The following is a 26,209-nucleotide window of genomic DNA, read 5'->3' as shown; positions in this document are numbered from 1 at the left end:
CCCTTTCATCACCTCACAGCGGCTGGCCGTCCCACTCATGGTCGTGCATGAATCCCTCGGCCAGGCCCACCCGGTATCGAACCGAGTTCTGCAGGATGTTGCCCACGGCAAGTGGAACACCGAGGAATGGCCCGATGTCGTCCCGTCGGGTGATGATCTCGTCCGTGTTCCGGAAATCCCGCGCAAAGCCGCGCAGCGTGTTCCCTTCCAGCGCCGATTTGCGCCACCCATAGAGCAGCATCCCCGCGCCGACCATCTTCCGGACATCGGGATCAGGCGTGATGACGTCCTCGTTCTCGCCGAAGAACGCGAGGTCGACGCGGTTGTGCGCCTCGAACATCAGGATCCCGCTGGTGGAGCGCGGGTTGCATTCGATGGTGTACAAACCACCGCCCGGATCCTCGATGAAATCGAATCCGATTTGCCCGGTGAAGTTTGTTTCTATCACCCTTTTGGTCACCCATTCGGTGATCCCGGCGTGCTCAACAGACTCAAACGTAAGACACGAGTGACCGTCAATTGCGTAACGAACCGGATATATCGCGTGAGCATGAATACGCCCCTCATGACATACCGAATACGTGCAGTATTTGTTGCCTTTGAGCCACTCCTGCGCCAGCCACGGATTGGCCGGGTCGAATTGGATACCCTCCGGCATCTGCCCCGGGGTCACTTTGTACACCTGCTGCGAACCGCGCGAGTAGACCTGCTTCAGTGCGAAGGGCTTGTCGAAATCCAGCGCCTCGAACTCTTCGACGGATCGCACCTGCGCGTACTTCAGCGTGGGGACACCGAGCGCGTCGAGCAGAACCTGATATTCAAACTTGTTGTGCAGCCGGAACTCGGTCTCGAAATCCGAGAGCAGCAGCCGGCATTCCGGCGGAAACTGATCGCGCGCCATCGCCAGGATGTCGGTCTCCTCGTGGATGGGTATGACCATGTCGATGGATTCGGATCGGACCAGTCGCGCTATTTCCGCGATGTACTCTTTCGGCTCATATTTGGGCCGCGGTACGCGAAATACTTTTTGCACGGAATTGGAGAATCGACTGACTGGAAACGGGACCGAATCAGCGATGTACACATCGTGTCCACCAGCATTCATCAACCTCGCGAGATCGAGTGTGAGAAACGACCGGCCGAACGTTATGAGGACCTTTTTGCCGCTACGGTCGGACATCACACCTCGCAGGAAAACCGGGAAATGGCTGCACTCGCAGCATGGTAGCTTAAAATTCGCTGCATAACAGTTGCCTGGTGTATGCCACCATGCGCGCGAGGAAGAAGGTGTCCGGATGTTCCTGATCGGCGTCCTCTTCGCGAGCGCTGCCGCCGTGGCGTACGGCGTCTCGACCGTATTGCGGGCCTTCGGCGCCCGCAAGGCGGCGGTCGCGGCCCGCGACGCCGACAAGCAAGATCAGCTCACCAGTGAGGGCGGCCCCTCGGTCACCTCCACCCTCGACACCTTCAAGACACGCGAGTTCATCATCGGGACATCACTGGTGGTGATCGGGTTCGGCGCCGGAGCGGTGGCCGCCCGTTTCCTCCCGCTGTTCCTGTCACAGACGATCGTGTCGGCCAACCTGATCGTGACGGCCCTGCTCGGTACCGCGATCCTCGGGATCGGTCTGCACGGCCGTGACTGGGTTGCCATGTGCGTTGTCGTCTTCTCGCTGTGCGCGCTGGGCATGTCGTCTTCACACACGAGCGGTGGTGGCGAGGAGATCAGCTTCCACTGGGGCCTGTTCGGCGCCACCTGCATCCTGGCGATCGTGGCGTTGCTTGCGGTCTACCGCCTCGGTAAACGCGGGGCCATCGTCGGTGGCGCCGCTGCCGGCCTCCTGTTCGGCATCATCGCGATCTCGGTCCGCATCCTGCGCGGCGTCGATCCGTTCGACATCGTCACCCTGCTCACCGATCCGGCCGCCTGGACGATCGCGGTCGCCGGCGCGGTGGGCTTCTACGTCCAGACCGTCGCCCTGCAACTCGGACAGGTCAACGGGGTCACCGCCCTTTTGGTCGTGGGCGAGACCGCGGGCCCCGGGATCATCGGCGTGATCTTCCTGGGCGACAGCGCCAAACCCGGACTCGCCTGGCTGGCGTTCCTCGGATTCATCGGCGCCGTGGTCGGGGCCATGCTGGTGGCGCTCTACAGCTCCGTGGACGCCGACCACTTCGGCGAAGCCGAACCGGACCCGGGCGGATGGAGTCTGCGACGTTCCAAGCGCGGAGTATCCAAGGGCGCCGGCTCTGACAACACGCCCTCGGCAGCGGATCCGGGCAACACCGACGCCTTACGCGACCAAGGCTGAGTCAGATGCCGAGAAACTCCTGGTCCTTGCTCATCCGGCGGGCGGCCAAGAGCTTGTCGCCCCGACCGACCACCACCACCGCGAATGCCGCCAGTCCCCAGCCGAGCAGGATGTCGAGCACGTAATGCTCGGCGGTGTAGACGAGCGTGAAGGCCATCGCGAATGCGTAGCCCACGAACAACGTTCGCGCCAACGCCCCCACCCTGGGCCACATGAACAGCGCCAGGAACATCGTCAGACCGGCGTGTAGCGACGGGATCGCGGCCACCAGGTTCGCCTTCGCCTGACCGAGCCGCAGCAGCCCGGACGCCGCGTGGATGTCCAGGACGTCCCAACCCCTGGCCGAGATCCGCTCCACGTACGGCTCTGCACCCTCGTGCCGGGGCGCCACCTCGCCCAGCATCCCGCCGCCCTCATAGGGAGCGCGGTCCATGCAGTCCGGATGCCGCGGATTGTCGGTCACCTCGGCGGCCGAACACTGCGCGGCGGCCCACGGCGGCGCAGCGGGCACCAGGGTGTACCCGACCAGCGCCAGGAACGTCGTCAGCAGGAATCCGATCGCATACCGCCGCCAGGCGTGCCGGTCGCGGAGCCAGAGCAACGCCGCGGCCGCGTACGGGACGATGAAGTACGACATGTAGACAACGCTGGTGATCACCTCCCACCAGGGCGGTTCGGCCGCCTTGAGGTGGGTCTGCAGGAATGCCGTCGGGTTCACCCCGAACATCCACTGATCGAAGTCGACGGCCGGCGACCACTGGGTGGGCATGTCCATCCACTGGGCGATATTGCGGGTGAAGTCGTACAGCAGCAGGATCAACGCGAACGGCAGCCAGTCGATGACCACCGTGATGACCCGCCGACGTCCGATGCTCGCCGCCGCCAGTCCGGCACACAGAAGCAGCAACAGGCGCGTCCGGTCGAAGGCCAGTCCGAGGTAAGCGAGGTGCCAGATCACCACCGCCAGCCACGCGGTGAGCGCGACGGCCCGCCACAGTCTCAGGTCTCCCAGGCGGGTGCGCCACGACCGGTCGGAGACCGGACGACCGGCGATCGCCGCGTCGGACCGATCGGCCTCCTGCGTGCTCATGAAGCCACGTTGTCATCGAAGGCCTGCTGTTGGCCAAGAATTCGCGAAAACGTTCCCGCCAGGAAACAGACATTTATCGCCTGGGCGGCTCGGCCCGAAAATACCAACACCAGAAGTGGCGTGAGTCACACTGATTGGACACGCAACCGACTCGATCCGGAGGCAACGTGCCCAACAAGTATCTGCGATATGGCGATCGGCGCTACATCATCAACAACGAAGCCGAAGCACGCCTGAACCGGACCTTGGAAGCCGTCTACGCCGATGGCAGTCGCGGTCACCAGTGGCTCAGCCTGTACCGCGACTCCGAGGCGCCCTGCCGACTGCTCATCGCGACCGGTGTGCCCATCACCATCGAGACCGAGATCTGTCTGGACGACTGAGCCGACGGACGCCTGTTCGATGTGCGAACAGCCCTCGATACGCTCTGCAGTTGTGGACACGGCCGAAGCGGAAGACACCGAAGCCACCTACCGCACCTCACAGCTGATCACCTACATCGGTAACAAACGCCAACTGCTGGTCCTGATCGACGAGGCGCTGGCGCAGGTACAGGAACAGGTCGGCAGGAAGCTCGTGACACTCGACGCGTTCTCCGGAAGCGGGGTGGTCTCGCGGCTGGCGAAGGCCCGGTCGAAATCGGTCATCGCGAACGATCTGGAGAGCTACGCCCGGGTGATCAGCGAGTGCTACCTCACCAACGCCTGCGAGATCGACCCGGCACTGCTCACCGCGACCGTCGACGAGATCAATCAGATCGTCGAATCCGGCTACCGGACAAGCGGTTTCATCGCCGAGCATTACGCACCCGCAGACGACAACCGGATCGCACCGGGCGAACGGGTCTTCTACACGAGCGAGAATGCTCGACGCCTGGACGCCTACATCCACCTCATCCACGGGCTCGACGAACCGTTGCGCACCCTGTTGCTCGGACCACTGCTGTCGGCAGCATCGGTCCACGCCAACACCTCTGGCGTGTTCAAGGGCTTCTACAAAGACCGGGAGACCGGGATCGGACGATTCGGCGGCAGCGGCGCCGACGCCCTGGGACGCATCACCGGAACCATCACCCTGCGTCCACCGGTCCTGAGCAGCCACCATTGCGAGCGCCGGGTCCTGCAGACCGACGCAGCGGCATTGCCCGCATTGGTCGGCGGCGTCGACGTGGCCTACCTGGACCCGCCGTACAACCAGCACCCCTACGGCTCGAACTACTTCATGCTCAACCTGATCGCCGACAATCGCGTGCCCACCGCCATGAGCCCGGTCTCGGGCATCCCCGGCGACTGGAACCGCTCGGGCTACAACGTGCGTTCGGTTGCCGCCGGGCTGTTGCGGTCACTGATCGACGGACTGGACGCGAGGTATCTGCTGATCTCGTTCAACGACGAGGGGTTCATCGCCCCGGAACAGATGCGTGAGATGCTCGAACCCATCGGGGCGGTCACCGAATTCACGCAGCGGTACAACACATTCCGCGGCAGCCGCAATCTCCGGGGCAGGAGTGCCCACGTCACCGAGCACCTCTACCTCGTGGAGCGGTCCTGATCTACAGCGGATAGCGCGCCCGGTACACCGCGTGGTCGCGCCGGGCCTCGACGTCGTGGGTGTGCTGGTCGGAGATCCGCGGGATCGCGCGCATCGACACGATCGCCAACACGACCAGGGCCAGCAGGCAGCCGCCGGCAACAGCACTTTCCACATAGTGTTCGCTCGCCAACGCGAGAAGCGTCAGAGCCGCGGCCGCCGCCCCTGCAAGACCGGCAAAGTAGGCCAGCCAACCAGCCGGCCAGACCGCGAGCCTGCGGACATGTAGTGAGGTTCCCGAATGCATGACAGCTCCCATCTCCTGCCCCAACCGTGATGCACATCACTATTTAGTCATCGTACGCTGCCGACAAGAACGGCGGCATCACTCATACCCCAGTACCGTCGAGCAGATGGAAAGTGTTTTGGTGAGGGCACGCGATGCGATCTTGCGCCGGGGAGAAAGGGTCTTCAACCAGTACCCCGTCCGCGATCTCCCCGACGGTCACATGGTTTACCTGCCCGGGCGGGGTTCGACGTACGTGACGGACTCCGGGCCGAAGGACAAACCGACGATCTTCCTGCTGCATTCGGTGATGACCAACGGGCTGCTGTGCTGGTATCCGCTGATCCCCGAACTCAACAAGGAGTTCCGCGTGATCACACTCGACCTGCGGTGGCATGGTCGCGGCATCCGCGACAAGCCGTTCGACCTCGACGACTGCGCCGACGACGTGGTCGCGCTCGCCGACGTCCTGGGTATCGAGACCTTCACCGCCGCCGGATTCTCGATGGGCGGCGGTGTGGCCCAGCTGGCCTGGCACCGGCATCCGGGCCGCGTAGACGGGCTGATCCTGTGTTCCACCGGCCCGTTCTTCGGCAGCCACGACCCGAAGCGTCAGACCAACATGTCGAACATCGGCCGGATCATGAAGATCATCCATCCGCCGCACGTACGGCCGAATGCCGCCAAGCTCGACGATCGATCGGTCCCGGACTCGTTGTGGGCCATGCGGCAGTTCCTGGCGACGCCCCTGTCCCGTCTCGGACCGCTCGGCGACGGCATGTCCGTCTTCGATTCCCGCCCCTGGCTGGCCGAGATCGACGTGCCCAGCGCTGTCCTGATCTCGACGAAGGACCGGGTGATCCCGCCATCGCGGCAACGCCTGCTTGCCGACAACATCCCCGGCATCAAGGCCTTCGAGGTCCACGGCGGTCATGCCTGCTGCGTACTCGAGGCCGACGAGTTCGTCCCGGTCTTCATGGAGGCAGCCCGGGAAGTCGCGCTCGTCCCCGCCGCGAGCGACGCCTAGGCGCAGGCGGCCAGGAGCGCTTTGACCTCGTCTTCGAAGGCCTGCATCAACGGCCAGGGATCGGGGACGAGTTCTTTGCAGGCGATGACGCCGACGTTGAGTTGCCCGTCGAGGGAGAACACCGTGATGTTCATGCCTGCACCGTGGAACACCGGCCCGAGCGGGTACATCCCCTCGATCTTCGCGCCGAGGTAGTACATCGGGAAATCGGGCCCGGCCACATTGGAGATCACCAGGTTGTAGATCACCGGATGCCGATCGGCCAGTTCCTGTGATGCGTACAGCCGCATCGCCATACCGATGGTCGCCGGCGGCACGAATTGCGCCCAGCCCCGGAACAGGTTCGAGTCCATCGAGCCGTGATGCTCCTTGGATTTGCGGACCTGCTCACCGACGGTCGTGATGCGCTCGATCGGGTCGGCGATGTCGGTGGCGAGTTTGGTGAACATGCCGGTGACCTTGTTGGTGCCCTGTGTCACCAGGTCGTCGTCGTTGTCGCCGTGGACCGACACCGGGACCATCGCGACCAGCGGCTGGTCGGGAAGTTCCCCGAGATCGTCGAGGTAGCTTCGCAGCGCCCCCGCGCAGACGCTCAGGACGACATCGTTGATCTTGACGCCGAAGTGGTCCTTGATGCGTTTGACGTCCGACAGGGACACCTGTGTGTAGGCCAGGCTCCGATGGCCCGTGATCGATTTGTTGAACGGCGTGCGCGGCGCCCGGAACGGTAGCGGCATCGCCTCGTTGCGGCGGGCTCGTGAGATCCAGTCGAACGGCACCTGCGCAGTCTTGGGCAGCAGCCGCGCGAAGCTCAGCGGCCTGCGCGCCACCTGGAGCGCACCGTCGACCGCGAGCCCAGCGAGCGAGGCGTCCCCGGCCGAGGAGGCCATGGCCTCCTCGTCCAGCTCGGGTTCCTCAGGAGTGATGGTGCACAGCTTGGCCAGCAGGTCCGCGGCGCTCACCCCGTCGACGCTGGCGTGGTGCATCCGGAGCAGCACCGCGATCTTGCCGTCGGCGAGCCCCTCGATGACCCACATCTCCCACAGCGGTTTGCTGCGGTCCAGCGGCACCCCGGCGATGTGCGCACAGAAATCTGCCAGTTCGTGGCGTCCGCCCGGTGGTGGGACGGCCACCCGGTGGACGTGGCTTTCGATGTCGAAATTCCGGTCCTCCACCCACACCGGGTGATCGATGTTCAGGATCGAATCCCGAAGCTTCCGACGGAATGTCGGGAGTCCGGCGATCCGGCGGTCGAGTACATCGCGCATCTTCTCGAACGAATATCCGCCCTCGACGGTATCCGGGTCGAGTTCGATCAGCCCGACGATGTGCATCAACTGCGATCGTGATTCGAGATAGAGAAATGAGGCGTCCAGACCGCTCAAACGTTCCACGTTTACTCCCCCACAACAGTTCGTCCGACAGGGTGTTACGGATCTCCACTCTGCCCCTAATCGTCGCCAAATATCCGAGGATCGGCGATGAGAAACACTCTCGCAGGCGGAGCCTCCTAAGCTGTGCTCATGCGCATAGGTGCCCACGTACGACAAGACAGCGATCCAATCGGCCGCGCCGAGGAGCTCGGCGCCGAATTGCTACAGATGTTTGTGACCGATCCACAGGGCTGGGAAAAGCCGAAACCCCATCCGCTGGCAGAACAAATCCGCAACTCCCCGATCGATGTGGTGGTCCACAGCTCGTACATGATCAACGTCGCGAGCCTCAACAACCGGCTCCGGATGCCGTCACGTCAGGCAGTGATCAACCAGGCCATCGCCGCCGCCGAACTCGGTGCGTTCGGGTTGGTGGTGCACGGCGGACATCTACGGGACGACGAAGACGCGAAGGACGGATACGAGAACTGGCGCAAGCTATTCGAGCGGGCGAACGACAAGGGCGGATTTCCCGTCCCGATCCTGATCGAGAACACCGCGGGCGGCGATCATGCGATGGCCCGCACCCTGGAGAACATCGAACGGCTGTGGGATGCGGTCGGCGATTACGAGAGCGCCGGCTTCTGCCTCGACACCTGCCATGCATGGGCGGGCGGCGAAGATCTCGTCGACATCGTCGAGCGGGTCAAGGCCATCACCGGGCGGATCGACCTGATCCACCTGAACAATTCACGCGACGAGTTCGACTCAGGCCGCGACCGTCACGCCAACCTCACCGACGGCCACATCGACCCCGATGTCCTGGTCGCGGTGGTGAAGGCAGCCGGTGCCCCGGTGATCCTCGAGACACCCGAGGACGGTCTCGCCGACGATCTGACCTATCTGCGTGAGGCATTGGCCTGACACAGCGTCAGAGCTCGTGATTTCCGCTGCCGTGGATCTCCCGCCGGATCGCCTGCATCCTCTGATCGAGGATGTTGGCGGTATCGGCGGCCTCGGCGAGCTCGTCGAGGAGATGGGCGGGCACGGTGCGATCGTATTTGTAATAGATCTTGTGCTCGAGGCTGGCCCAGAAGTCCATCGCGATGGTTCGGATCTGTAGTTCGACCTTCACCGGCAACTGGCCGGTGCTCAGGTTCACCGGCGTCTCGACGATGGTGTGCAGTCCGCGGTACCCGTTCGGTTTGGGATGCGCGATGTAGTCCTTGGTGTGCAGGGTTTTCACGTCGGGTTGCGCACACAGCAGCTCGGTGAGCCGATAGGCGTCGGCGATGAACGTGCACGACACCCGGACGCCGGCGATGTCGTCGATCCGACCCTGCAGGGAGCCGGGGTCCATCGGGATGCCGCGTCGCCGGGCCTTGGCGAGCAGACTCTCGGGGGTCTTGACCCGCGCACTGATGTGTTCGATCGGGTTGTAGTCGTTGAGGTAGGCGAACTCGTCGCGCAGGATTTCCAGCTTGGTGACGATCTCCTTGATCGCGAACTGGAACGGCAGCATGAACTTCTGCAGGCGATCACCGATCTCGAGGAGCTCGGTCCCCACACCTTCACTGCTCTTCACCGCGTCAGACATGACATCCATGGTGCCCGACCTGCCGACCACGCCGCCGGTGAGCCATCCCGGCCTGCACCCCCGATATGTTGCGCATCACATTCGTTGATGTACAGAGCGTTTGTGCGACGTGGTAAGCGGATGTATATTCACAGTTGTTACTGGTGAGTAACTTACTGTGCAGTCCACCAACCGAGTACTCGCCACAATCAATAGCCGTTCGACGATTGCAAAGGATTCTGCAATGGGGCATTACAAGAGCAATCTCCGCGACCTCCAGTTCAACCTCTTCGAGATGTTCAAGCTCGAAGAGGTCCTCGGCAGCGGAGATTTCGGCGATCTCGACAAAGAGACCGCCATCGACATGCTGCGTGAGGTGAACGTCCTCGCCCAGGGCCCGCTGGCCGAGTCCTTCGCGGACGCCGACCGCAACCCGCCCGTCTTCGATCCGGAGACCCACAGCGTCACCGTCCCCGAGTCGTTCAAGAAGTCGTACAAGGCTCTGACCGACGCAGGCTGGGACAAGCTCGGCATCGATGAGGAGCTGGGCGGCCTGCCTGCTCCCCGGTCGCTGTACTGGGCGATCGGCGAACTGCTCCTCGGCGCGAACCCGGGCGCGTTCATGTACGCCGCAGGCGCCGGCTTCTCCAACATCTTCTACAACAACGGCACCGACGAGCAGAAGAAGTGGGCCGTCATCAGTGCCGAGCGCGGCTGGGGCGCCACCATGGTGCTGACCGAGCCCGACGCCGGTTCCGATGTGGGCGCCGCCCGCACCAAGGCGATCAAGCAGGAAGACGGCACCTGGCACATCGACGGTGTGAAGCGCTTCATCACCTCGGCCGATCAGGACATGACCGAGAACATCATCCACCTGGTGCTGGCCCGCCCCGAGGGCGCACGGCCGGGCACCAAGGGCCTGTCGTTGTTCTTCGTACCGAAGTTCCACTTCGACCACGAGACGGGCGAACTCGGCGAGCGCAACGGCGTATTCGTCACCAACGTCGAGCACAAGATGGGTCTCAAGGTCTCGTCCACGTGTGAGCTGACCTTCGGCCAGCACGGCGTCCCCGCCAAGGGCTGGCTCGTCGGCGAGGTCCACGACGGCATCGCGCAGATGTTCGACGTCATCGAGCACGCCCGGATGATGGTGGGCACCAAGGCGATCGCCACGCTGTCGACCGGTTACCTCAATGCGCTCGAATACGCCAAGGAGCGCGTGCAGGGCGCCGACATGACGCAGATGACCGACAAGGCCGCCCCGCGTGTCACGATCACCCATCACCCGGACGTACGCCGGTCGCTGATGACCCAGAAGGCATACACCGAAGGCCTGCGCGCGGTGTACCTGTACACCGCCTCGCACCAGGATCTCTCCTCCGCGCAGATCGTCTCCGGCGCCGACAAGGACATGGCCTACCGCGTCAACGACCTGCTGCTGCCGATCGTCAAGGGTGTCGGCTCCGAGCGGGCCTCGGAACAGCTCATCGGTTCACTGCAGACGCTCGGCGGTTCGGGCTTCCTGCAGGACTACCCGATCGAGCAGTACATCCGCGACGCCAAGATCGACTCGCTGTACGAGGGCACCACCGCCATCCAGGCGCAGGACTTCTTCTTCCGCAAGATCATTCGTGACAAGGGCCAAGCCCTGGCTCACGTCGCCGGCCAGATCAGTGCCTTCATCGAGTCGGACTCGGGCGATGGTCGCCTCAAGGCGGAGAAGGCCCTGCTCAAGACGGCCCTCGAAGACGTCCAGGCGATGGCCGCGACGCTGACCGGCTTCCTGATGAACGCCCAGGAGCAGCCGACCGAGCTGTACAAGGTCGGCCTGGGCAGCGTGCGCTTCCTGATGAGTGTCGGTGACCTGATGATCGGCTGGCTGCTGCTGCGCCAGGCCGAGGTGGCGCAGGCCGCGCTCGATGCCGGTGCCAGTGAGGCCGATACCGCCTTCTACAACGGCAAGGTGGCCGTCGCGACGTTCTTCGCGAAGAACATGCTGCCCGAGCTCACCGCCGTCCGCGGCATCGTGGAGAAGGTCGACAACGACATCATGGAGCTCGACGAAGCCTCGTTCTAGTCATTTCGCAAGTCCCCCAGCAAAATCCGCGCCACGTCCTCACATTCGCGCCTGTTGCAACAGGCGCGAACGGAGGTACGTGGCGCGGATTTTTGGGTTACTTGGGCGGGAGCCGCACGCCGCCGTCGACGCGGACGACCTCGCCGTTCATGTAGGAGTTCGTGATCAGTTCGATGACCATCGACGCGAGTTCGTCGGGGGTACCGAGACGGCGTGGGTACAGCACGCTCTCACCGAGTTTGGCCTTGAACGCCTCGGATTCGGGACCCGTTCCGTAGATGGGGGTCTCGATCAGGCCGGGGGCGACGGTGTTGTTGCGGATGCCGGCGGCCGCCAGATCGCGGGCGACGGTCAGGGTCAGACTGACGATGCCGCCCTTGGATGCGGAGTAGGCGGCCTGACCGATCTGGCCGTCGAATGCGGCGACGCTGGCCAGCGACACGATCGCACCCTTCTCGCCCGACTCGGTCGGCTCACCGCGGCTCATCGCGGTGGCTGCCAGCCGGGTCGCGTCGAAGCTGCCGATCAGGTTGATGTTGATGACCCGCCGGAAGGTATCGATATCGTGGGCGGAGGAGAACTCACCGTCCCGGCCGATGGTGCGCTGCGCCGAACCGACGCCTGCCGAGTTGACCAGCGCCCGTAGCGGTCCGAGCTCGAGGGCCTTGTTGACCGCTGCCTCGATCTGCTCGGTCTTGGTGACATCGACGTTGACGAAGGCCCCACCGATCTCTTTGGCCAGGGCCTCCCCCTTGTCGGCCTGCACATCGGCAACCACGACCTTGGCCCCCAAAGCGGCGAGTTGCCGCGCCACTGCGGCACCGATACCCGATGCCCCACCCGTCACAATTGCGCTTGCTCCGTTGATTTCCATTCTCGCACCCTATGACCGAGCGCTTGTTCGGTTCAAGGGTCGATCACCGATCAGTACAGATGCGAGCGGTACGGCTCCTGTCGGCGCGGCTCGTCGGCAGGCACCGGCATCGCGTGTTGCTCGGCCAAGATGTCGCGAACGGTCGGCACGACGTCCGGATCGGCGAATCGCTCGGGATTCCACAGATCCGACCGCAGGATCGCCCGGGCGCAATGGACGTAGACCTCGTCGATGTCGATGACAACGGCGAGCGTCGCCGACTTGCCCTTGATCGCCATGGCGTCCAGCAGATCCGGGTCGGTACGCAACCTCGCCCGGCCGTTGACCCGGATCACCTCATCGATTCCGGGAACCATGAACAACACCCCGACGTGGGGATTCGCCAGGATGTTGCGGTACGAATCGACCCGCCGATTGCCCATCCGATCGGGCAGCACCAGGGTGTGCGGGTCGGGGACGAGTACCGCCGAATCGACGTCACCGCGCGGCGAGCAATCACAGTTGCCGTCGGCATCCGCCGTGGCCAGGACGAAAAACCTGGCATGCCGGAGATACTCGACGATCGACGGGGTCAGCGACGACGTGTGCTTGTTCAGGACGTCTGGATGGGCGACTCCGAGCACCCGCTCGAGGTCCGCCTGCGTGGTGATCGCATGGGTGTCGTCTGGGCTCGATGCCGGGTTGGTCGTCGTCACACTCCCATCAGACACCAGGCCCCGAGCCGCAGGCCGGCGGGGTTCGTCATCCTGCCTGCCGGAAGTCGTGAAGTAGTAGCCGACGTCGAATGGGCGGCCTGGGGGGAGCCGGGAAGGACACCTATCAAGAACTACATCATTCGGATAGGCTATTTCTACTGGGGTAGGTCGGAAGCACTAGGCTGTTCACAGCCGACAAGCGTTGAGAGGTTAGTCAGACCATGTCCACCACATCCGCCGGTACACGCTCGAAGCCGGAGGCCACGATCATCAGCGCCACGATAGGAACCACTCCGACGTTCACCCTCTCGCGCCCGGGGTATCACCTGCAGGCGACCGGTGTCAGCGCCCACTTCGACAGCATCGCGGTGGCACGCGAGGCACTCGAAAGCGGTGGCCACAACTACATCGTGGGCGCACTCCCCTTCGACACCGAGCGGCCCGCCGCCCTCTTGGCCCCGGCCGAGGTGACCCACACCGCACAGCAATGGCAGTCGCCGGGCGGGGTACTGCCGCCGGTGGAGATCGTCACGACGATCCCGGCACCCGAAGAACACGTCCGGCGCGTTCGCCTGGCCCTTCGCGCCCTGACCGATCCGGCCACCGAACTCTCCAAGGTGGTTCTGGCCCGGACACTGATGTTGCGGGCGAGCGCTCCGATCGACCCCGTCGCGCTACTCGGCCGACTGGTCGACGCAGACCACGCCCACAACGGTTTCCTCGCCGATCTCTCACCTGCCGGCCCCGATTTCGACGGCCATCTGCTGATCGGGTCGAGCCCGGAAGTGCTTGTCCGCCGAACGGGTTCGACGGTGACCTGCCATCCGCTCGCCGGCTCGGCACCGCGGTCTGCCGACCCGGTTGCCGATCGAGAGCAGGCTGCGCGACTGACCGCATCGGCCAAAGACCAACACGAGCACGCCTTTGTCGTCGAGGCGTTGGCCGAACGGCTGCGCCCACTGTGCGGCGACGTCATCGTGCCGACCGCCCCCTCACTCACCAAGACGCCGGCCATGTGGCATCTGGGGACGGAGATCTCCGGTCGGCTCCGCGATCCGGCCATCACGGCGCTGGACCTGGCCCGCATCCTGCACCCGACCCCCGCCATCTGCGGTACACCCACCGCCCAATCCCGCGACCACATCCTCCGCAACGAGGAGGACCGACGCTTCTACGCCGGTGCGGTCGGCTGGTGCGACGCCACCGGCAACGGAGAGTGGCTGGTCAGCATCCGATGCGCCGAACTCGACGCGGACCGGCGCACCATCCGAGCCTCGGCGGGCGGCGGTATCGTCGCCGATTCCGACCCGGATCAGGAACTGGCCGAGACCTCGGCCAAATTCCGCACCATCCTCACCGCGTTGGGTGTCGGTTAAACTGCGGTGTCGCGGCTGAGTTGTCCACGCTGCTCGATATACCCGCTGCACCCGAAAGGTCGTCTTGATGCCCGCCGCGAATGCAGTTCGCCCGCTGGCACACCGCCGGTGGGTTGAGCTTCTGCCGTGGCTCGATGACTATCGATCGGGTCCATCGATCCTGTCGGAGAACGAACTGATCCCGAATGCGTGGATCGGGACGTCGCCTGCGGAGAGCCTGACCAGCGAAAACTTCGACGCATTCTGCACCCTTGTCGCTGCCCGATACATCGCCGACCGGCCGGATCATCAGCTCGCCGCCGACTTCCCGCATGCGGCACATACGGGCCATCGGCTCGATCGAACCGTGAATCAGCTGCTCGAATCCCCTGGTCTCGACCGCGGCGCCGTGGCCGAGATCGTCCGGAACCTCATCGCGACCACAGCGGTTGCCGACGATTCGCCGTCCGCCGATGACGCACTGCCGATCCCACTGACCGAAGACCGGCGCGTGAGGGAATTCATCGACGGGCTCGACGACCGCGACCGTCTCATCCTCGCCGAACGTATCGTCACCTCGCAGCCGCGCACGCAGGCCCACCTGGCCTCACAGCTGGGCCTGTCCCGCGAGCGGGTGAACCAGCTCGACCGGAGCCTGCGGCTGCAGTTGACCGAGATGGTCGAGGCCTCGACCTCGCTGCGCCCGCTGTTGTCGGAGATGACTGCGCGGGCCAATCCGATCGCCGACGTCTCCGACGTGATCGCGGACATCCCCGCGCTGGGACGGCAGTTCCCCACCCTGGATATCCCGCTGTGGCGCATCCTCGGCGCCGGGTCCGGCGAACTCCATATCGCCGACAACTGGATCATCAAAGGCAGTGTGCAAGACGCGAATACGCGAGTACGGGAGATCCTCGACGAATACGCCGGCCCAGAGTCGGTGGTACCGCTGGCCCCGGTGGCCGGGGCGTTGATGCTCAGTGTCGAGACCACCGCCCGCTGGCTGGGGCGCAACGGTTTTGCCTTGATCGGCGATCATGTGGTGACCGCCTCGACTGCGACCGGCGATCTGGTCGCGGCCGCGTTGTCCATCGCGGGCACCCCGCTGACCTTCGACGAGATCGTCGATTCCATGGCCGATACCCCGCGGTCGCGGTCGAGCATCCGCAACGCCATCACCACCGATGACCGGATCGTGAAGACCGATCGCACCACGTACGGGCTGGTCCGCTGGGGCGGTGAACGCTATCTGCCCGTCCACCGGCAGATCGGCGCGATCCTCGACGAGGTCGGCGGGCAGATCGGTATCGAAGATCTGATCAGCCGGATCATGGCCAAGTACAACGTCACCGAATCATCCATCCGCGCATACGCCGGGGCCGGTGAGTTCATCACCCGCGATGATGTCGTCACCCGGCGCGAAAAGCGTTACGTGAACCGGAAATCACCGGCAAAGACCCGAAATCTGTACCGCGACGGCGACATCGTCCGCTGGCGTTCGGTTGTGTCCAAGGCGCACGTCAAGGGGTCCGCGTTCAACATCCCGTCCGCTCTGGCCGGGCATCTGGGGGTCGGCCCGGGTAAACCTCTGCAGCTTCCGTCGAGACTTGGTCCGCAATCGATCATCTGGGTATCGGTACAGGCCCGGTTGGGCACCATCAAGCGGTTCATCGACGACCTCGGCCTGACCGAGGGTGATGAGATCTTCCTGGAGTTCGCGCCACAGCAGTTCGATGTCCGGCCATACCGGCCCCCGGCCGGAGCCGAACCGGCACAACAGATCGTGGCGATGCTCGGCCGATCGGACCGGCCCCCCGCGGACGTTGCACAGCTGCGAGAGATCCTGGTCTCTGCGCTGTGGTTGCCGGAGGACACCGATATCGCGGCGGTGATCGACACACTGCGGCACCGCCGAGAAGATGCTCTGGCCGAACTGGTGGAACTCGCGACCGGCCCTCCGGGCACGGATACTACGAAACCGACCTCAACCTGATCGGGCAGTTCTCCGCCTCGTAGATCGCAACGTTACCGACGCACTGGCGAACCAGGCCATACCGGCGTTCGACCACCTCCGGCACCGCGTCGCGCAACGCCAGGGCCACCCGAAGGCTGCGCCAAAGCTGTTGTGGTGCTTGCTCGATGAATGAGCACACCGATGCAGACGGCGCAAAAAGGACCGACGTGTGACCGGTGCCGATCGCCGGCCAGTTGTTCGCATCCACCGCAGGCGACGCGATCTGCAGGCACGATCCGGCGCTGGCACAGGCGAGGATCACCATGACTGCCGCCGCACTCTCGCAACTCCCGCAGAGCATCACCTGAGCCTTCGAATCCAGATCGAGCCCCTTGCGGACCTCGTCGACCGCTTCGACACAACGGAGCCAGCTCCACGTAGACCGATCGGCCCCGCCGAGGACAAATCCGCCGGCTCGGTCGATGGGCCCGTCCCCGACACCGATCAGCGTGAATTCATCGGCGACGCTGAACATCGGGGCGCAATCGCGTTCACCGACCAGCGCGGCCACCTCCTCGACGAGGTCGTTTTCCAGCACGTGGGACACGACGTAGTGGAGGTCGAGATCGCGGACGCCGACAAGGGCTTCGTCGTCAAGAGGATTCAGCGGGACGATCACGGCGTCCATGCGCATCAAGGCGTGCAAAGCGAGCACGAACTGCCGTCCCTCGCGGATACAGAGCCCGACCCGATGGCCCGACCGCATGCCGCACGCGGACAGATCCTCACAGAGCCAGTCGACGGATTCGTCGAGCCGCTCGAAGTCCACCACGTCGTCACCGCAGACCATGGCCTCCAGCTGCGGATCGGCACATACAACGTGATCGAACATCGCATTCGGCGCAACAGCGAGCATGCGGCAATTTCCTCCCGTCGGTATGGCGTCGGCGCACTCGGCGTCGTGCCAACCGGACACGGGCCACTCACCAACTTCATGAGGGTAGCCTTATCTTATCTGGGGCGCCAGCCTCCCTATTTGAATTGCCGCAATGCTTTATCTCCATTTTGTGAACTCAAAGATCAGTGCCGGGCACATTGGATGCACGGTTTATGATGGCGGATGCCCACGAATCCAAGAATTGATCACCGAAATCCTCCTGAGCTCCACAAATCATGAGGTCAACCGATTCTCCTCGGAGGCGGTAGCTGAACACGATTCGGTAAAAGAGTTCATTACTTTCGCGCATATTCGGCCGCGCACTCACCCCGTATTTTCTGGTGAGCAATATCGGCGAAACCGCATATCGCTTCGCCTTCTTGCGGCCCTCACGTGTTCCGAAGCGGGCCAGCGGGTTCCAGGCACGCACTGCCGGGTCCGCCGACGCCCCGTCACACGCGGCCGGTCCGGTTGATGTCCACCAGCCGAACGCGTCCCGGACCTCCCGCTCGTCCGCACCGGCGAGCAGTCGCAGATCGGCATCGAGGTCGACCGCCGCAGCGAACCCACCACGGCCTGCGGCCTGCAGGAATGCCGCCTCCACCGATGCGGCGTCAGCACTGATCGGCACCTGACGGGCAACTGTCTGCGCCCAGTCGCCGGTACCAACTGACGAAAGGTCCACAGCGCCGGATCCGGGGTCGCCCAGGTCATCGATCGCGTCGGCGGCCCGCTGTGACTGCGACAGATCGTTCAACGCGGCCGCCACGTCCACCACCGAGACCCCGGCATCGCCGGGCTCGAGCACCCGCGGCCCGGCGGCAAGTGCGGTCGCCAGCGTGTGCAACGACCGGTTGTCGGCGGCCGTCCCGTGCACCGCAACCACCAGGTGATCTCCGGCAGACGAGGCAACCACCGCCACCCTGCACATCACACCCTGCGCGGCATCGAGTTCGCCACACATCTGATCCGCGACGTGGGCGATGGCCGCCTCGGCGGGCATGTCGAGGGTGTGAAAGGAGATGGCATCGGCAACGGCAGCGGCCGAAACCGGCAGCACCTCGGCGAGCAACACCCGACCCCGGGCCCGGACCCGTTGGCGCAGCGAATCGTATCGGTCCATCTGCTCCAGCAGCGCCACTTCGAGTCGGCCGCGGTCGGGGGTCTGCGCGAGGTCGATCACCTCGGTGAGTGCGAATCCGGCGACATCCACCTCGCCGGCGCGGAGCCGATGCTGATTTGCCGTCGGCACCACCGTCACCGAGGCTTCATCCCTGGCCGCCGGGCGCTGCCGATCAGTCACGGAGATCAGCGTCACGACAGCCTGTTCCCAGAGTCCGGCGATCTCGGCCAGCACGGGCCCGTATTCCGGCCGATCGGATTCCAGCGAGTAGTGGAACTCGGTACCGCCGGCGGACCGACGGCCCACGATGTTGACCACCAGCGGATGCGCCGGGCGTGCCGGGTCGGTGGCGATCAGTCGCGGGAGACCGGGCGGTGTCGTCCACACCCGGGTTTGTGCCGCCGCGGTGGTCATCCCGCCGTAGTTGAATTGGACTTCGGCGGTGGGTAATTGGGCGAACACCTCCCGGCTCTGGCCGTCCAGGTACCGGAGGATGCCGTAGCCGATTCCGTCGTCGGGAACCTGATCGAGGGCCCGGTCGACGGCATCGAGCGCATCGAGTCCCACGATCGGCGACTCGAACAACCGCCCGGACACCTCGTCCGGAACCCGCAGCGCGATCGGCTTGACGGTGGTGAACCACCCCACCGCACCCTCCGAGGCCGGCGCGTCCGGTCGGCTCACCCGGCCATGTCCCTCGACATCGACCAGAAGACCGGTCCGGGGTTCCTGCCCGGCGCGTTGACGCCGGATCCCCAGTGCCAGTGACAATCCCGCAAGGAGCACCGAATTGACGAACCCGTCGCGCCCGGCCACACCACCGGCGACCGCGGCGCAGGCCGCCTCACCGAACGTCCCGGTATGTGCGACCCGGTCGATCCGTTCCGGTTCTGTCACCACATCATTCGAACCCACTGCCCCGATGCACTCGATCCAGTAGGGCAACTGGGGACGGAACTGATCGAGTGTCGATTCGATGTTGAGATACTCCATCCACTCGAAATACGACAGGTCGACCTCATCTGCGAGCACCGGGCGTTCGTACATCTGCGCCAGGTCGGCGACCAGGATCTCCCAGGACACGAAGTCGACCGCAAAATGGTTGACCACCCAGGCCAACACACCTTCGCCCGCGCCACGGTCGAAGTGGACCATGGCGGTCAGAGCTCCGTCTCCCAGATCGAGTTCCTGCGCCGCCTTCTCCTCTTCCGCCCGGATCAGGTCGGTGAACTCGTCGCGCGAAAGTCCGCGGGCATCAACGGTTCTGATATCCCACAGTTCCGGGTACGGATCCCCCGCGTGCACCGCCGGACCCTCGTCATCGCGGGTGACGCGGAGCGAAAGTGCACCGTGGATCGCGATGGTCGCGGACAGTGCCTCACGCAGCCGCACGAGATCGACATCGGTTGGTGCGGTGAGCAGAAGTGTTTGCCGCACCCCCGAGTGATCATCTCCGGCACCACCGGAACCGGAGTCCAGTTGCCGGTGCATGATGGGCATCAGCGACGTCGGGCGGTGCGTCAGGCGAACCCGATCCGTTGCCGTACCGGCACCGTCGACGGGGTCGGCATGGACCGCGATGTCCTCGACCGTCCGGTGATCGAACACCATCCGCAGGCTGGTGACCGCGCCGTGGGTCCGGGCATGCCGGACGATCGCGAGCGCCGAGATGCTGTCACCGCCGAGATGGAAGAAGTCGGTGTCCACGGCCACGGCGTCGAGCCCGAGGACCGTTTCGAAAGCCCTTGCCACAGCGACCTCCATCGGCCCCTCCGGTCCGCGCGCATCGGCACCGACCCGGAGCACATCCTGCGGGTTGGGCAGCGCCCGCCGATCGAGCTTTCCATTGGTGGTGAGCGGCAACGCATCCAGACCGATCACGTGAGCGGGCACCATGTGCGCCGGAAGCGAGGCCTCCAGGTGTTCGCGCAGCATCTTGTCGACGTCGACGGCCGGATCCTCTCGGCCCGGATCCACACCCACCCAGTACGCGGCCAGGTATTTCTCCGGCGCGTCATCCGCCGAGGACCCGCCGCGTTCACGTTCGCCGACAACAACCACCGCCGACTTCACCATCGGATGCGCTTCGAGCGCCGCCACGATTTCATGGAGTTCGATTCGGAATCCACGGATCTTGACCTGTTCGTCCGCACGCGAGGCGTATTCGAGTAGTCCGCCGGAGTTCCACCGCATCAGGTCGCCGGTGCGGTACAGGCGACTGCCATCGGCATCAAACGGATTGGCCACGAACCGGGTTGCGGTCAGGCCGCGACGATTCCAATAGCCCTGCGCCACCTGATCACCGGCGACATACAGTTCACCGACAACACCCGGGGGCACCGGGGCCATGCGGTGATCGAGCACGTACGTGTTCAGATTGTCGAGCGGTCGGCCGATGACACTGGCCCCGTGCTCGGAGTCGCCGCTGAGCCGATGGACGGTGGTGTGCACCGTGGTCTCGGTGATCCCGAACATGTTGATCAGGTTCGCCGCGCTCTCCGGGTGCGATTCGTGCCATCTCCGAAGCTTGCGGAAGTCGAGTGCCTCACCACCGAAGATGATGGTGTGCAATGCAAGTGAGGTATCACCGGCGCGTTCGCACTCGGCATCGGCAAACGCGTAGAAGGCCGACGGCGTCTGATTGAGTACGGTCACCTGTTCCCGGCGCACCAGATCGCCGAACGCCGCCGGGTCCCGAGACGTGCCCTGGTCGACAACCACAAGATGTCCACCGGTGCACAGCGCACCCCAGATCTCCCACACAGAGAAGTCGAAGGAGTAGGAGTGGAACAGCGTCCAGACATCCTGCCCGCCGAAAGCCATGTCGCCGGTCGCGTCGAGCAGTGCGATCACGTTGCGGTGCGGGACCACCACACCTTTGGGCGTGCCGGTGGAACCGGAGGTGTAGATCATGTGGGCCGGATCGGTGTTCACATGCCGGCGACGGCGATCGGCGTCGGCAACCGGTGCGGCCGACAGCATCTGAAGTTGTCCTGCCACTGCGCCATCGGTCAGGACGATGCACGGTGCCGCGTGATCGACAACGATCCGGCGCTCGTCCTCGCCGTAGACCAGCAGTACCGACGGGTCGCTGTCGGTGAGCAGGTGATCGATCCGGGCTGCGGGATAGCCCGGGTCGACGGGCACATACGCGGCGCCGGCCGTCAGCGTCGCCAGCACCATGACCACCAATTCCGGTCGCCGTGGCGCGAGTACGGCCACCCGGTCCCCGGACCCGACGCCGCGGGCGATCAGCAGGCGGGCCAGGCGGTTACCGGCCTCCGCCAACTCCCGATACGTCCACCGGGCCTGGCCCTGTGACAGCGCCACCGCATCGGGGGCCGCGGCGGCCTGCTCGGCGAACAACCCGTCGATGGTGTGCGCGCGCACCTCCACTTGCGGTGCACGCGACCAGTTCTGCACCATCACACGCTCACGATGGTCGGCGATGTCGAGGTCGCTGATCCGCTCGGCGGCCGCGCCGGCAAGCTGCTCCAGCGCCCGCGTCAGCGCGTCGACGTAGCGCTCGCCGGTGATGCGATCGAAGAGGTCCGCGGCAAAGACGACGTCAGCGGTCAACGCACCCGAATCGAGTTCCACCAGTTCGAATTCGAGGTCGAACTTCGCAGTGGTGGCAGGCGTGTGGATCAGCTCGATCGGCACGTCACCGATGTCGGCGGGCAGTCCACGCGCGTTCCGGTAGACGACCATCGTCTGGAAGAGGGGGTGTCGCGAGGCGATCCGCTCTGGTTTGAGTTGATCCACCACCCTTTCGAATGGCACGTCCTGGTTGTCGAACGCATCGAGAACCAGCGTTTTCGTCCGCTGCAACAGTTCTGCCACGGTGGGATCCCCGTCGAGTTCGGTGCGGACGACAAGCGTGTTGACGAAGAAGCCGATCAGATGCTCGATACCCGGTTGTCCGCGCCCGGAGACCGGTGTACCGATGGGAACATCGGTGCCCGCGCCGAAGTGGCCGAGCACCAACGCGACCGCGGTCTGCGCAAACATGTATTCGGTGATCTCGTACCGGCGGCAGGCCGACTTGATGGCGCGCACCACGCCCGGGTCCAGAACCCGGCTGACGGTGAAGCCCTCCTGGCCGGCCGCTGCCGACCGCGGCCGGTCGGTGAGGATCGGCAGTTCGTCCGGAAGATCCGACAGTCGCGCGGCCCAGTGGTCGAGTTGCCGCCGGATCACCTCAGCGGGTTCCCCACCGCCCGCTGCCCCACCGAGCATCGTCTGCTGCCAGTGGGCATAGTCCGCGTAGTGCACCGGTAGTTGTGCGGGTTCTCCGACAGCCTCTCCCCGGAACCGCCGGTAGGCACCGTCGAGGTCGGTGAACAGGATCGGCACCGACCACTGATCGAAAGCACTGTGGTGCACGACGATGCACAACACCGATTCGCCGTCGGCGCGTTCGAGCACCGACATCCTGATGGGGATCTGTGATCCGAGGTCGAACCGATGTCCACGGCAACGATCCACGAAACCCTGCTCGTCATCGCCGTCGATGAACTCCACCCCCGGATCCGCCTCATCGACGGTGAGCACGTCCTGAACCGGGCCCGTCGGGGTGTCCACGAAGACGGTGCGGAGCGGTTCGTGCCGGGACAGCAACGCGCGCAGGGCCGCCCGGAGTGCATCGGCATCGAGCCGACCGTGCACCCGGAGCGGGATCACGATGTTGTAGACCGGGCTCGGGCCTTCGAGCTCATGGAGGAACCACAGTCGCGCCTGCGATGCCGACAACGGCGCCGGAGCCGACTGCCCTCGGGGCAGGATCGGCGGTGCGGCGTCGAATCCCCCGGCACTGCGCTTGCGGTCGACCACGACGGCCAGGGACACGATGGTCGGGTTGTCGAAGACATCCCGCAGCGACAGCGCAACACCTGTCTGTCCCGCGATCCGCGCCAGCACCCGGGTTGCCGACAGTGAATGACCGCCCAGGGCGAAGAAGTTCTCGGTGGTTCCCGGTTCCGCGACGCCGAGGGCATCTGAGAAGTATTCCGACAACCGCGTTTCCGTCGGCGTCGACGGTGCGGTGGTCTCGGCGTGCCGGGGCCGGAAGTCGCGGCGCGTCAATGCGGCCCGGTCCAGTTTGCCCGATGTGGTGACCGGCAACTCGTCGAGTACCACCACCGCTGCCGGGACCAGATGGGCCGGCAGGGCCGATGACAGGTCGGTGACCATCGCAGCGGGATCGAGATATCCGGCGCCGGCAGGGGTGACGTATCCGACCAGAACACGTCCACCGTCGCTCTGGGGATGTGCGACGACCACTGCGGTCGCCACCCCGTCGAGTCCGCCCAGCACCGACTCGATCTCACCGAGCTCGATCCGGAATCCACGGATCTTCACCTGATGATCGGCGCGTCCCAGATAGACGATGTCGCCGTCGGTGGTCCAGCGCGCGAGATCACCGGTGCGATACATCCGGGCGCCGGGGGCGCCCTGGCGCGCGGCAACAAACCGCTCCGCACTGAGCCCGGCACGGCCCCAGTACCCGCGCGCCACCTGGGTGCCGCCGACGTAGACCTCTCCGACCGCGCCCGGGGGTACCGGTGCCAGCCAGCGGTCGAGGATTTCTATGGTGGTGTTCGGGACCGGCCTGCCGATCGTCACCGACCCGGGCGCGCCGAGTTCGGCGTAGGCCACATCGCCGGCCACCTCAGACGACCCGTAGGAGTTGATGACCACCGAATCCGGCGCCACCCGAAGAAGATCCGCGGTCAGCGATTCCGGTAGGTCCTCACCGCTCGAAATCCAGCGCTCGACACCGGCGAGCTTGTCGGCGGCCACATCGATCATCGAGCGCAACAGAGAGGGCACCGCGGTGAGCTGGGTGACCCGATGGGTGTCCACTGCCTCGGCGAGGGCCCGTGGGTCGGATGCGATCTGGTCGTCGGCCAGCACCACCGTGGCCCCGGCAACCAGCGCGGCAAGCAATTCCGTGGTGCCGTCGATGAAACCGGCCGAACTCTTGGCGATCCTGACATCGCGGCGGCCGGGATCGCCCGGACCCCAGGCCGTGGCCGCCCATCCGATCCGGTGTGCCAGCGCGCTGTGGGTACCGGCAACACCTTTGGGCTGCCCGGTCGAACCGGATGTGTAGATGAGGTAGGCCATGTCGGCGGCTTGTACCGCCCGCCCCAGTTCACCCACCTCGATCCTGCTACCGGGGAACTCCGTTATGCGCGAGCGTGTTTCGGGCTCGTCGAGCACAAGGACACGGGTACTGACGGAGCCGAGCAGGTCTGCCCACTGCGCCGCAGCCGACCCGCTGGTGACGATCAGATCGGGCAGCGCATCATCGAGCACGTACCCGATCCGGGCCCGAGGATAGTCCGGGTCGATCGGGACAATCGCCGCTCCGACGGTCAGTGCACCCAGCATCGCGGTGACGTGGTCGGTTCCGCGGTTCAGCAACAACGCAATCCGGCTTTCCGGGCCGACCCCTTCGGCTGACAGCATCCTGGCCAGCCGGGCCACGTCGCGGGCCAGCTCGGAGTACGTCACCTTCCCGGCCCAGGTGATCAGTGCCGTGCGCCCGGAGCGCTCGCCGGCGCGCGAGGCGAACTGGTCGGCAACTGCCGGGTGCTCGGTCATCGGCAGATGGCCGGATCCGGACCAGTCTGCGATGCAACGGGTTTCCGCCTCCGTGACCGTGGTGACTTCGCCGGTTCGGGCCTGCGGGCCTGCAGCCGCGATCCGGCTGAAGTAGTCCGCAAACCGGTCGAGCAGGGCTTCGAGTGTTTCCTGTGTGTAGAGGTCCGGGTTGGCGTCACAGTCGAACACGAAGCCGTGGATCGGGTCGTTGTACACCGACAACGCCACATCGGTGACCGGTCCGGTGGCGATGCTCTCCGGGACGACTTCGAGGTCGCCGAATTCATATCGGTAGTCGAAGGCCTTGATGTTGATGAGCGAACCGACCGGTTGCATGTCGGTGCCGACGAGCCCGTTGTCGCGGGCGATGTCCTCGACCCGGTACTCCTGGTGGGCCCGTAGCGTCTTGAGACCTGCCACCACCGCTTTCACCGACTCGGCGATGGTTGCCCCGCCGGAGAGGTGGAGATGCAGCGGCAGGATGTTGGCGGCCAGCATCGGCGTGCGCAGCGCGGCCGGACCACGTCGCCCCATCATCGGCATACCGACGATCACCTCATCGGATGCCAGCAGATGCCGGGTATAGGCAGCCCAGCCGAGGATCGCCACTTCCGCCCATGTCGAACCCGTGGCCTTGCAGAGATTTTCGATGTCGGCGATGACCTCGTCTGCCACCACTCGTCGGGCGTGCAACGGCAACCTGGGGTTGACCGGTGCCAGCGCCACCGATTCACCGGCCAGTGACCGGCTCACACCGCGCCCACGCACTGTCGTCGACCAGAATTCCCGGTCGGCGGCCACCGCATCGGCCGATCGTCCGGCGGCCTCCGCGACCGCCGCCAGAGTGGCAAACGACGACTCCGCGACAGGCTTGCCGGAAACCAGTGCGGTGTACACCTGTGCCACGCGCTTCGACACCAGCGACAGACCATAGGCGTCGATGAGGATGTGATGGATACGCAGGAACCAAACCCACCGGTTCTCACCGAGATCGAACAATGTCGAGCCCACCAGATCATCACCGTGCAGGTCGCGGGAGACCGCCAGTTCCGTCTCCATCGCACGACGGGCCCGGGCGGCGACGGTCTCGGTGCCGGGTGCATCGGACGACAGGTCGATGACGGTCCACGGCGCTTCCCGATCGTCGGGACACGCCACCACGCTGTCACCGTCGGCGACAAACTGCGAACGCAACACTTCTGCGTCCCTCCATGTTTGCCGCCATGCGCTCTCGAGTGCCCGCGCATCGAGCTCTCCGTGCAACCACATCGCCTGACCGATGTTGAACACCGCGCTGCCGGGCATCAATTGCTGGGCGAACCACACACCCTGCTGAGCTCGGAACAGTTCGATTCCGGTGACTGTCGACGTTGACATGTTCAGATCTCCTA

At 65.0% G+C, this 26,209-nt stretch carries 17 protein-coding genes; 8 read left to right on the top strand and 9 right to left on the bottom strand.

All coding sequences use genetic code 11. The features are described from left to right. Positions 1-13: 13 nt before the first annotated feature. Complete coding sequence (locus AC51GT_RS14430) at positions 14-1,180, bottom strand: ATP-grasp domain-containing protein (RefSeq protein WP_496329356.1); 1,167 nt, start codon at positions 1,178-1,180, stop codon at positions 14-16. Between the two features lie 115 nt (positions 1,181-1,295). Between AC51GT_RS14430 and AC51GT_RS14425 the strand changes: the two genes are divergently transcribed. Beyond that, positions 1,296-2,312, top strand: coding sequence for a DMT family transporter (locus tag AC51GT_RS14425; protein WP_496322694.1), 1,017 nt, complete (start codon positions 1,296-1,298; stop codon positions 2,310-2,312). Position 2,313: 1 nt separating this feature from the next. Here the strand turns inward: AC51GT_RS14425 and AC51GT_RS14420 are convergent, their stop codons facing one another. Next, a complete protein-coding gene (locus AC51GT_RS14420) occupies positions 2,314-3,402 on the bottom strand; it encodes a phosphatase PAP2 family protein (protein ID WP_496322693.1) in 1,089 nt (362 codons plus the stop codon). Positions 3,403-3,569: 167 nt separating this feature from the next. Here AC51GT_RS14420 and AC51GT_RS14415 point away from each other — a divergent pair, with 167 nt between their 5' ends. Beyond that, positions 3,570-3,785 (top strand): hypothetical protein, encoded by a 216-nt coding sequence (locus AC51GT_RS14415; protein ID WP_482136089.1) that lies wholly within the window; start codon positions 3,570-3,572, stop codon positions 3,783-3,785. A 52-nt stretch (positions 3,786-3,837) separates the two neighbouring features. Next, positions 3,838-4,953, top strand: coding sequence for a DNA adenine methylase (locus AC51GT_RS14410; protein WP_496329208.1), 1,116 nt, complete (start codon positions 3,838-3,840; stop codon positions 4,951-4,953). A 1-nt stretch (position 4,954) separates the two neighbouring features. Here the strand turns inward: AC51GT_RS14410 and AC51GT_RS14405 are convergent, their stop codons facing one another. Then, the gene (locus tag AC51GT_RS14405; protein WP_496329207.1) at positions 4,955-5,239 is read right to left on the bottom strand and encodes a hypothetical protein; all 285 of its coding nucleotides are present in this window, start codon (positions 5,237-5,239) and stop codon (positions 4,955-4,957) included. A gap of 106 nt (positions 5,240-5,345) precedes the next feature. Between AC51GT_RS14405 and AC51GT_RS14400 the strand changes: the two genes are divergently transcribed. Continuing rightward, the gene (locus AC51GT_RS14400) at positions 5,346-6,245 is read left to right on the top strand and encodes an alpha/beta fold hydrolase (RefSeq protein ID WP_496329206.1); all 900 of its coding nucleotides are present in this window, start codon (positions 5,346-5,348) and stop codon (positions 6,243-6,245) included. On the opposite strand, the gene AC51GT_RS14395 is transcribed toward AC51GT_RS14400, so the two are convergent. Beyond that, complete coding sequence (locus tag AC51GT_RS14395) at positions 6,242-7,639, bottom strand: WS/DGAT/MGAT family O-acyltransferase (RefSeq protein ID WP_496322689.1); 1,398 nt, start codon at positions 7,637-7,639, stop codon at positions 6,242-6,244. The genes AC51GT_RS14400 and AC51GT_RS14395 overlap by 4 nt on opposite strands. A 129-nt stretch (positions 7,640-7,768) precedes the next feature. Here AC51GT_RS14395 and AC51GT_RS14390 point away from each other — a divergent pair, with 129 nt between their 5' ends. Continuing rightward, positions 7,769-8,542 (top strand): deoxyribonuclease IV, encoded by a 774-nt coding sequence (locus AC51GT_RS14390; protein ID WP_496322688.1) that lies wholly within the window; start codon positions 7,769-7,771, stop codon positions 8,540-8,542. Positions 8,543-8,549: 7 nt separating this feature from the next. Here AC51GT_RS14390 and AC51GT_RS14385 read toward each other — a convergent pair whose 3' ends face one another. Next, positions 8,550-9,215, bottom strand: coding sequence for a GTP pyrophosphokinase (locus AC51GT_RS14385; protein ID WP_496329205.1), 666 nt, complete (start codon positions 9,213-9,215; stop codon positions 8,550-8,552). A 223-nt stretch (positions 9,216-9,438) separates the two neighbouring features. On the opposite strand from AC51GT_RS14385, the gene AC51GT_RS14380 reads away from it, so the two are divergent. Next, positions 9,439-11,271, top strand: a complete 1,833-nt coding sequence (locus tag AC51GT_RS14380; RefSeq protein ID WP_496322686.1) for an acyl-CoA dehydrogenase — start codon at positions 9,439-9,441, stop codon at positions 11,269-11,271. Positions 11,272-11,368: 97 nt separating this feature from the next. Here the strand turns inward: AC51GT_RS14380 and AC51GT_RS14375 are convergent, their stop codons facing one another. After that, on the bottom strand, positions 11,369-12,145 hold the full coding sequence (locus tag AC51GT_RS14375; RefSeq protein ID WP_496322685.1) for an SDR family oxidoreductase: 777 nt from the start codon (positions 12,143-12,145) through the stop codon (positions 11,369-11,371). Positions 12,146-12,195: 50 nt separating this feature from the next. Continuing rightward, a complete protein-coding gene (locus tag AC51GT_RS14370) occupies positions 12,196-12,840 on the bottom strand; it encodes an MSMEG_1061 family FMN-dependent PPOX-type flavoprotein (RefSeq protein ID WP_496329204.1) in 645 nt (214 codons plus the stop codon). A 221-nt stretch (positions 12,841-13,061) separates the two neighbouring features. Here AC51GT_RS14370 and AC51GT_RS14365 point away from each other — a divergent pair, with 221 nt between their 5' ends. Both AC51GT_RS14365 and AC51GT_RS14360 read left to right on the top strand, forming a co-directional pair. Then, the gene (locus tag AC51GT_RS14365) at positions 13,062-14,216 is read left to right on the top strand and encodes an isochorismate synthase (RefSeq protein WP_496329203.1); all 1,155 of its coding nucleotides are present in this window, start codon (positions 13,062-13,064) and stop codon (positions 14,214-14,216) included. A gap of 67 nt (positions 14,217-14,283) precedes the next feature. Next, positions 14,284-16,188, top strand: a complete 1,905-nt coding sequence (locus AC51GT_RS14360) for a sigma factor-like helix-turn-helix DNA-binding protein (protein WP_496329202.1) — start codon at positions 14,284-14,286, stop codon at positions 16,186-16,188. Here the strand turns inward: AC51GT_RS14360 and AC51GT_RS14355 are convergent. Together AC51GT_RS14355 and AC51GT_RS14350 are read right to left on the bottom strand one after the other, a co-directional pair. After that, a complete protein-coding gene (locus tag AC51GT_RS14355; protein WP_496322682.1) occupies positions 16,166-17,065 on the bottom strand; it encodes an AMP-binding protein in 900 nt (299 codons plus the stop codon). The two genes, AC51GT_RS14360 and AC51GT_RS14355, sit on opposite strands and share 23 nt — an antisense overlap. A gap of 157 nt (positions 17,066-17,222) precedes the next feature. Then, positions 17,223-26,195, bottom strand: coding sequence for an amino acid adenylation domain-containing protein (locus AC51GT_RS14350; RefSeq protein WP_496329201.1), 8,973 nt, complete (start codon positions 26,193-26,195; stop codon positions 17,223-17,225). Between the last annotated feature and the right edge of the window lie 14 nt (positions 26,196-26,209).

It is taken from the genome of Williamsia sp. z34 (assembly GCF_059553395.1).
This window is presented reverse-complemented; position numbering and strand designations above follow the sequence as displayed.

What these genes read in the sequence shown, in the direction of transcription:
- AC51GT_RS14430 (WP_496329356.1), bottom strand. Translation starts at nt 1,180, where the DNA reads ATGTCCGACCGTAGCGGCAAAAAGGTCCTCATAACGTTCGGCCGGTCG.
- AC51GT_RS14425 (WP_496322694.1), top strand. Translation starts at nt 1,296, where the DNA reads ATGTTCCTGATCGGCGTCCTCTTCGCGAGCGCTGCCGCCGTGGCGTAC.
- AC51GT_RS14420 (WP_496322693.1), bottom strand. Translation starts at nt 3,402, where the DNA reads ATGAGCACGCAGGAGGCCGATCGGTCCGACGCGGCGATCGCCGGTCGT.
- AC51GT_RS14405 (WP_496329207.1), bottom strand. Translation starts at nt 5,239, where the DNA reads ATGCATTCGGGAACCTCACTACATGTCCGCAGGCTCGCGGTCTGGCCG.
- AC51GT_RS14400 (WP_496329206.1), top strand. Translation starts at nt 5,346, where the DNA reads ATGGAAAGTGTTTTGGTGAGGGCACGCGATGCGATCTTGCGCCGGGGA.
- AC51GT_RS14390 (WP_496322688.1), top strand. Translation starts at nt 7,769, where the DNA reads ATGCGCATAGGTGCCCACGTACGACAAGACAGCGATCCAATCGGCCGC.
- AC51GT_RS14385 (WP_496329205.1), bottom strand. Translation starts at nt 9,215, where the DNA reads ATGTCTGACGCGGTGAAGAGCAGTGAAGGTGTGGGGACCGAGCTCCTC.
- AC51GT_RS14380 (WP_496322686.1), top strand. Translation starts at nt 9,439, where the DNA reads ATGGGGCATTACAAGAGCAATCTCCGCGACCTCCAGTTCAACCTCTTC.
- AC51GT_RS14375 (WP_496322685.1), bottom strand. Translation starts at nt 12,145, where the DNA reads ATGGAAATCAACGGAGCAAGCGCAATTGTGACGGGTGGGGCATCGGGT.
- AC51GT_RS14365 (WP_496329203.1), top strand. Translation starts at nt 13,062, where the DNA reads ATGTCCACCACATCCGCCGGTACACGCTCGAAGCCGGAGGCCACGATC.
- AC51GT_RS14360 (WP_496329202.1), top strand. Translation starts at nt 14,284, where the DNA reads ATGCCCGCCGCGAATGCAGTTCGCCCGCTGGCACACCGCCGGTGGGTT.
- AC51GT_RS14355 (WP_496322682.1), bottom strand. Translation starts at nt 17,065, where the DNA reads ATGCTCGCTGTTGCGCCGAATGCGATGTTCGATCACGTTGTATGTGCC.
- AC51GT_RS14350 (WP_496329201.1), bottom strand. Translation starts at nt 26,195, where the DNA reads ATGTCAACGTCGACAGTCACCGGAATCGAACTGTTCCGAGCTCAGCAG.